At 67.9% G+C, this 5,562-nt stretch carries 6 protein-coding genes; 3 read left to right on the plus strand and 3 right to left on the minus strand.

Translation table 11 applies throughout. The annotated features are described in order from the left end of the window. Together L995_RS12320 and L995_RS12325 are read left to right on the plus strand one after the other, a co-directional pair. The coding region (locus tag L995_RS12320; RefSeq protein WP_047472032.1) for a hypothetical protein at positions 1–1,021 on the plus strand (1,021 nt) is incomplete at its 5' end. Positions 1,022–1,492: 471 nt separating this feature from the next. After that, entirely contained in the window at positions 1,493–3,139 is a 1,647-nt protein-coding gene (locus L995_RS12325) for an acyl-CoA synthetase (RefSeq protein WP_047472036.1), read from the plus strand. Between the two features lie 27 nt (positions 3,140–3,166). Here the strand turns inward: L995_RS12325 and L995_RS12330 are convergent, their stop codons facing one another. The 3 genes from L995_RS12330 to L995_RS12340 are packed head-to-tail and all read right to left on the minus strand — an operon-like array spanning position 3,167 to position 4,583. Then, the gene (locus L995_RS12330) at positions 3,167–3,502 is read right to left on the minus strand and encodes an SMR family transporter (protein ID WP_012206837.1); all 336 of its coding nucleotides are present in this window, start codon (positions 3,500–3,502) and stop codon (positions 3,167–3,169) included. A gap of 2 nt (positions 3,503–3,504) precedes the next feature. Next, positions 3,505–4,311: a type I methionyl aminopeptidase gene (gene map, locus L995_RS12335; protein WP_047472033.1), complete on the minus strand. Its 807-nt coding sequence runs from the start codon at positions 4,309–4,311 to the stop codon at positions 3,505–3,507. Further along, positions 4,308–4,583, minus strand: coding sequence for a ParD-like family protein (locus L995_RS12340; protein ID WP_016447576.1), 276 nt, complete (start codon positions 4,581–4,583; stop codon positions 4,308–4,310). The genes map and L995_RS12340 overlap by 4 nt, the downstream gene beginning before the upstream one ends. A 397-nt stretch (positions 4,584–4,980) precedes the next feature. On the opposite strand from L995_RS12340, the gene L995_RS12345 reads away from it, so the two are divergent. Then, on the plus strand, positions 4,981–5,562 hold a 582-nt coding region (locus tag L995_RS12345; protein WP_047472034.1), incomplete at its 3' end, for an FAD-dependent oxidoreductase.

Below are 5,562 nucleotides of genomic sequence, written 5' to 3' on the forward strand. Positions count from 1 at the left end.
CCGCGTCTCGGGCGCCACGCTGTCGGCCCACCTGGATGTGGCCAACGGCTACGGCCTGCGCTTTGCGACCTATGAGGTCGAAGGCCGCATGCAGGTCTGCTATGAAGGCGAATTCTTCCGCCGCGTGCTGGCCATGCCCGCCGCCGACGCGCCGCAGCGCGCCCGCGCCGCCCTGGCGCTGACACGGCCCGAATGCGTGGACCCCGATCTGCCGGCCCATGAGCGCGCCCGCCTGTACGCCTGGCAGGCCGATGTGCTGGAGCGCGTGGATGTGACCGGCCTGCCGCCCTACCTGCGCGGCCGCGTGCAGATGCGCCGCGCCAGCGTGTGGGGCGCGCTGGCCTTTCAGCAGGCGCGCAAAGGCATGGCCGACCCTGCCGTGGCTGCATCGGCCGCCCGGGCGCTGGCCGAGTTCACGGGCGTCAGCAAGTCCGAGCTGCCCGATGAAGACCAGAGCGCTTACAACGACGCGGCCATGCGGGTGAGCGCCGTGCGCTGGGCGCTGGCGCCTGTTGCTGCTGCGGCTCCTGCTGCCGGAGCCCGCCCGACGCTGCTGACCGAGCCCGGTGCTCCCGGCGAAACCTGCGTGCTGCTGGTGGACGCCCATCATGGCGCCAAGGCCCCTTTGCTGCGCCGCTGCACCTATGGAGTGGTGTGGGCTGCATCGGCCAGCACCAACCGCGAGGGCACGGCCGTGGCCCTGGCCGTGCAGCCGCTGGAAGGCTGGCGCGAACTGTGGGTGCTGCGCAAGACCGAAGGCGGCTGGCTGGCCGATGTGCTTCCCCCCGCCGCCACCGCGCCGGAGACCGGCGTGGCCGAATGGGCGGGCTGGGTGCCTGGCGGCCAGCTGATGCTGGTGGCGCGCGAGGCCCGTGGCCAGGGCCGCTACCGCAAGAGCTTCGAAGTGGTGCGGCTGGACGGCCTGGCCACCGAGCGCGTGACCGGCGATGTGTCTGCCCTGCCGCTGTTCCAGCGCTGGCAGGACCCGGCCTGGAAGCGCCAGTCCCTGAGCCTGCGCTGAAGCAAAAAAAAGCCTGCACCGGTGGGGTGCAGGCTCGTCTCCAACGATGCCTGGAGCGTTGCCAGGCGACTCCTCTAGGAACTCCTTGTTCGCCTTCCAGCGGCGCTGGCCGGCGAATCCAAGCGGCGATTCTACGAGTGAAGCCGGGGCCGTGCGGCCGAGTCATCTGATAAATGATGTCTTATAGAGGACTGTGGTTGTGTAGTCGCCTGGGGGACAGTCGGAGGCGCGTCTGCAGGCTGGTCAAGTGATTGTTTTGCATGAGTATTTTCAATTTCCATGAAATTCTGAAAGTTGTGATGCCCTGCAAAGACCATGCATGCCGCTTTGGTTATCCGGGCCTGTGCGGTGGCGCGCCCGGTGGTCGCGCATCAAGCTTGTGTAAGCCTGTCTTGCTATATCTTCAGGTTTCGCCAGTCTGCAATGGCAGACCTGCATCACACCAAGAACCCCAGCGAACCGGAGACCACGATGACCCACATTTACGACCAGCACCTGGACCGCAACAGCGCCAACCATGCGCCGCTCAGCCCCTTGGGCTTCATCGCCCGCACGGCCGAGGTCTATCCCGAGCGGCTGGCCGTGGTCCACGGCACGCTGCGCCGCAACTGGGGCGAGACCTATGCGCGCTGCCGCCAACTGGCCAGCAGCCTGCACAAGGCGGGCGTGGGCAAGAACGACACCGTGGCCGTGATGCTGCCCAATACGCCGCCCATGGTGGAGGCGCATTTCGGCGTGCCCATGGCGGGGGCCGTGCTCAATGCGCTGAACACGCGGCTGGATGCGGAAACCATCGCCTTCATGCTGGACCATGGCGAGGCCAAGGTGCTGATCGTGGACCCGGAGTTCACGGGCGTGGTGGCCAAGGCGCTGAAGCTGCGCCAGCGCAGCGCGCCGCTGCTGGTGATCCAGGTCGAGGACGCGCTGTACGGCCCGGCCGCCGAGCATGTGGGCAGCCTGGACTACGACGATTTCGTGGCCGGCGGCGATGCCGGTTTCGACTGGCAGCTGCCCGCCGACGAGTGGGACGCCATTGCGCTGAACTACACCAGCGGCACCACGGGCAACCCCAAGGGCGTGGTCTACCACCACCGGGGGGCGGCCATCAATGCCATCAGCAATGTGCTGGAGTGGGACATGCCCAAGCACGCCGTCTACCTGTGGACCCTGCCCATGTTCCATTGCAACGGCTGGTGCTTTCCGTGGACGGTGGCGGCACGGGCGGGGGTCAATGTCTGCCTGCGCCGGGTGGAGGCCCAGGCCATCTTCGACGCCATCCGCAACCACGGCGTCACGCATTACTGCGGCGCGCCCATCGTGCACGGCCTGCTGGTCAATGCGCCGGCCGCCATGAAGGAGGGCGTGCCCGCCGGAGTCAAGGCCATGGTGGCGGGCGCGGCGCCGCCGGCGTCGATGATCGAGGGCATGGAGCAGCTGGGCTTCGACATCACCCATGTCTACGGCCTGACCGAGGTCTACGGCCCGGCCACGGTCTGCGCCAAGCACGCAGCCTGGGATGCGCTGGACATCGGCGAACGCGCACGCCTCAATTCCCGCCAGGGCGTGCGCTACCACCTGCAGCGCTCGGCCAGCGTGCTCGATCCCGAGACCATGGAGCCCGTGCCCCATGACGGCCAGACCATGGGCGAGATCATGTTCCAGGGCAACATCGCCATGAAGGGCTACCTGAAGAACCCGCAGGCCACGGACGAGGCCTTCCGCGGCGGCTGGTTCCACACGGGCGACCTGGCCGTGCAGCATCCGGATGGCTATATACAGATCAAGGACCGCAGCAAGGACATCATCATCTCGGGCGGCGAGAACATCTCGTCCATCGAGGTCGAGGACGTGCTCTACCGCCACCCGGCCGTGCTGGCCGCCGCCGTGGTGGCCAAGCCCGATCCCAAGTGGGGCGAGACGCCCTGCGCCTTCATCGAGCTGAAGGCCGGCGCGCAGACCACGGCCGAAGACATCGTGGCCCACTGCAAGAAGCACCTGGCCGGCTACAAGGTGCCGCGCGCCGTGGTCTTTGGCGAGCTGCCCAAGACCAGCACGGGCAAGATCCAGAAGTTCGAACTGCGCCGCCAGGCCGGATCGGTCCAGGCCATCACGGGCTGATGGCCAGGCCGCAGCGCGGGCAGCGGCTCAGTGTCCGGCCGTCTTGGAAAACAGCTGGATGACCAGCACGCCCGCCACGATCAGGCCCATGCCCGCCAGCGCGGGCAGGTCCAGCGTCTGGCCCTGCCAGAGCCATCCGACCAGCGAGATCAGCACGATGCCCGCGCCCGACCAGATCGCGTAGGCCACGCCCGTGGGCACGGTGCGCAGCGTCAGCGACAGGAAGTAGAAGGCCAGCGCGTAGCCCAGGACCGTGACCACGCTGGGCCACAGCCGCGTGAAGCCTTCGGACTGCTTGAGGCAGGAGGTGGCCGCCACCTCGGCGACGATGGCCAGGCCCAGGTACAGGTAGTTGGACGCCATGCTCAGATGGCCGCGTAGCTGCCCGTGCCCTCGGGCCAGCGCGTGAGCACGTCGAAGCCCGTGTCGGTCACCACCACCATGTGCTCCCACTGGGCGGACAGCGACTTGTCGTTGGTGATCACCGTCCAGCCGTCGGCCAGTTCGCGCGTGGCCGCCTTGCCGGCGTTGAGCATGGGCTCGATGGTGAAGATCATGCCGGCCTCCAGCACCATGCCCTGGCCGGGCTGGCCGTAGTGCAGCACCTGGGGGTCGTCGTGGTAGACCTTGCCGATGCCGTGGCCGCAGTACTCGCGCACCACGCTGAAGCGCTCGCGCTGGGCCACGGTCTGGATGGCATGGCCGATGTCGCCCAGCGTGGCGCCGGGGCGCACGGCGCGGATGCCGGCCAGCAGGGCCTCGTAGGTGGTCTCCACCAGGCGGCGCGCCTGGTTGGAGGGCTGGCCCACGTAGTACATGCGGCTGGTGTCGCCGATCCAGCCGTCGGGCGTGGTCACGGCCACATCGACATTGAGGATGTCGCCCTCGCGCAGGATCTGACGGGCGTCGGGGATGCCGTGGCAGACCACGTGGTTGGGCGAGGTGCAGACCGTCTTCGGAAAGCCGTGGTAGCCCACGTTGGTGGGCACGCAGCGCAGTTCGTCGACGATGAAGTCATGGCAGAGCCTGTCCAGGTGCTCGGTGCTGACGCCCGGCTGCACGTGGGGCACCAGCATCTGCAGGACGCGGGCGGCCAGGCCACCGGCCTTGCGTGATTGCCCGATATCGAGGGCATCGTGCAGCGGGACGCTGCGCAGCTTGGCGCCCCTCATTGCAGGCCTTCCGACAGGCGCACGGGGCGCGGGCGGCGTGCTGCCGTATCGGCGGGAGCCGGCGCCGCTTCGGGCTCGCCCAGCTTCAGCGTGGCCGCGGCCTCTTGCAGCAGCAGGGCGCAGATGCCTGCGTAGTCGAGATGGGGATGGTGTTCGGCCAACTGGCCGACACGCAGCCAATGCTCGGCCTGGGCGTTGATGGATCGACCCAGGGCCGCGCTGGACAGGCGGATCTGGTCGTGCAATTGGTCGGATATTTTGACGATTCCCATGGGGTGGCGATCATACGGGGAATATACGTTTCGTATATTGACAATCGCAAATCGCGGGCCCGGCAGCGGGGCATTCGTGCAGGCCTGCAGATGCAGGCCGTCATGTCGTCGGCGATGCTGCGTGACGGACGGGGCGGATGCTCTTGTGTTGATAGCGCAATGATCAGGTCCGGCTGGCCATCCGACAGAGGTGATGTTTTTCCTGCGGCGCGGTCCTGTACAAGACCCTGCTCGGTGTGATCGACGGTCTTCTATCAGATATCTGTTGCAGATCTGGGGCTTACCCCTAGCAAGTCGCCTGCTACCCAAACTGACAAGAATCAAGACTGTCTGGAAGCGAATGTCCTGCAAGCCGGCGCATGGTGCGGCCGGCCGGGCCTTCCGGCAGGGAGCAGCAATGGGCAAGGAACAAGAAGCGGGTTCGGCAACGGCATCGGGCGGGGCGCGCATCGTCGTCGTGGGCGGTGGCGTGGCGGGGCTGGAGATTGCCACGGCGCTGGGCAAGGGGCGCACGGGGGCCATCGGCTCGGTGACCCTGGTGGACAGCGATTCGGCCCATGTCTGGAAGCCCATGCTGCACACCATTGCCGCCGGCACGCGCGACCTGGCCCAGCAGCAGACCACCTACCTGGCCCAGGCCAGCGACGCCAGCTTTGCCTACCAGCCCGGCGAGATGTGCGGCCTGGACCGCGAGGCCCGCGAGGTGCTGCTGGCCCCCATCGAGGCGCCTGATGGCCGCGAGATCGTGCCGGGCCGGCGCATTGCCTACGACAGGCTGGTGATCGCCGTGGGCAGCGGCGCCAATGATTTCGGCACGCCGGGCGTGGACGAGCACTGCTTCATGATCGACTCGCGCCGCAAGGCCGATGCCTTCAACAGCGAGATCCGCCTGCGCATGGTGCGCTGCATGACCAGCGGCGAGCAGCTGCGCGTGGCCATCGTGGGCGGCGGCGCCACGGGCGTGGAACTGGCGACGCGG

The organism is Delftia sp. ZNC0008, assembly GCF_000799035.1.
In the GTDB taxonomy this organism is placed as follows: Bacteria; Pseudomonadota; Gammaproteobacteria; order Burkholderiales; family Burkholderiaceae_C; genus Comamonas; species Comamonas tsuruhatensis.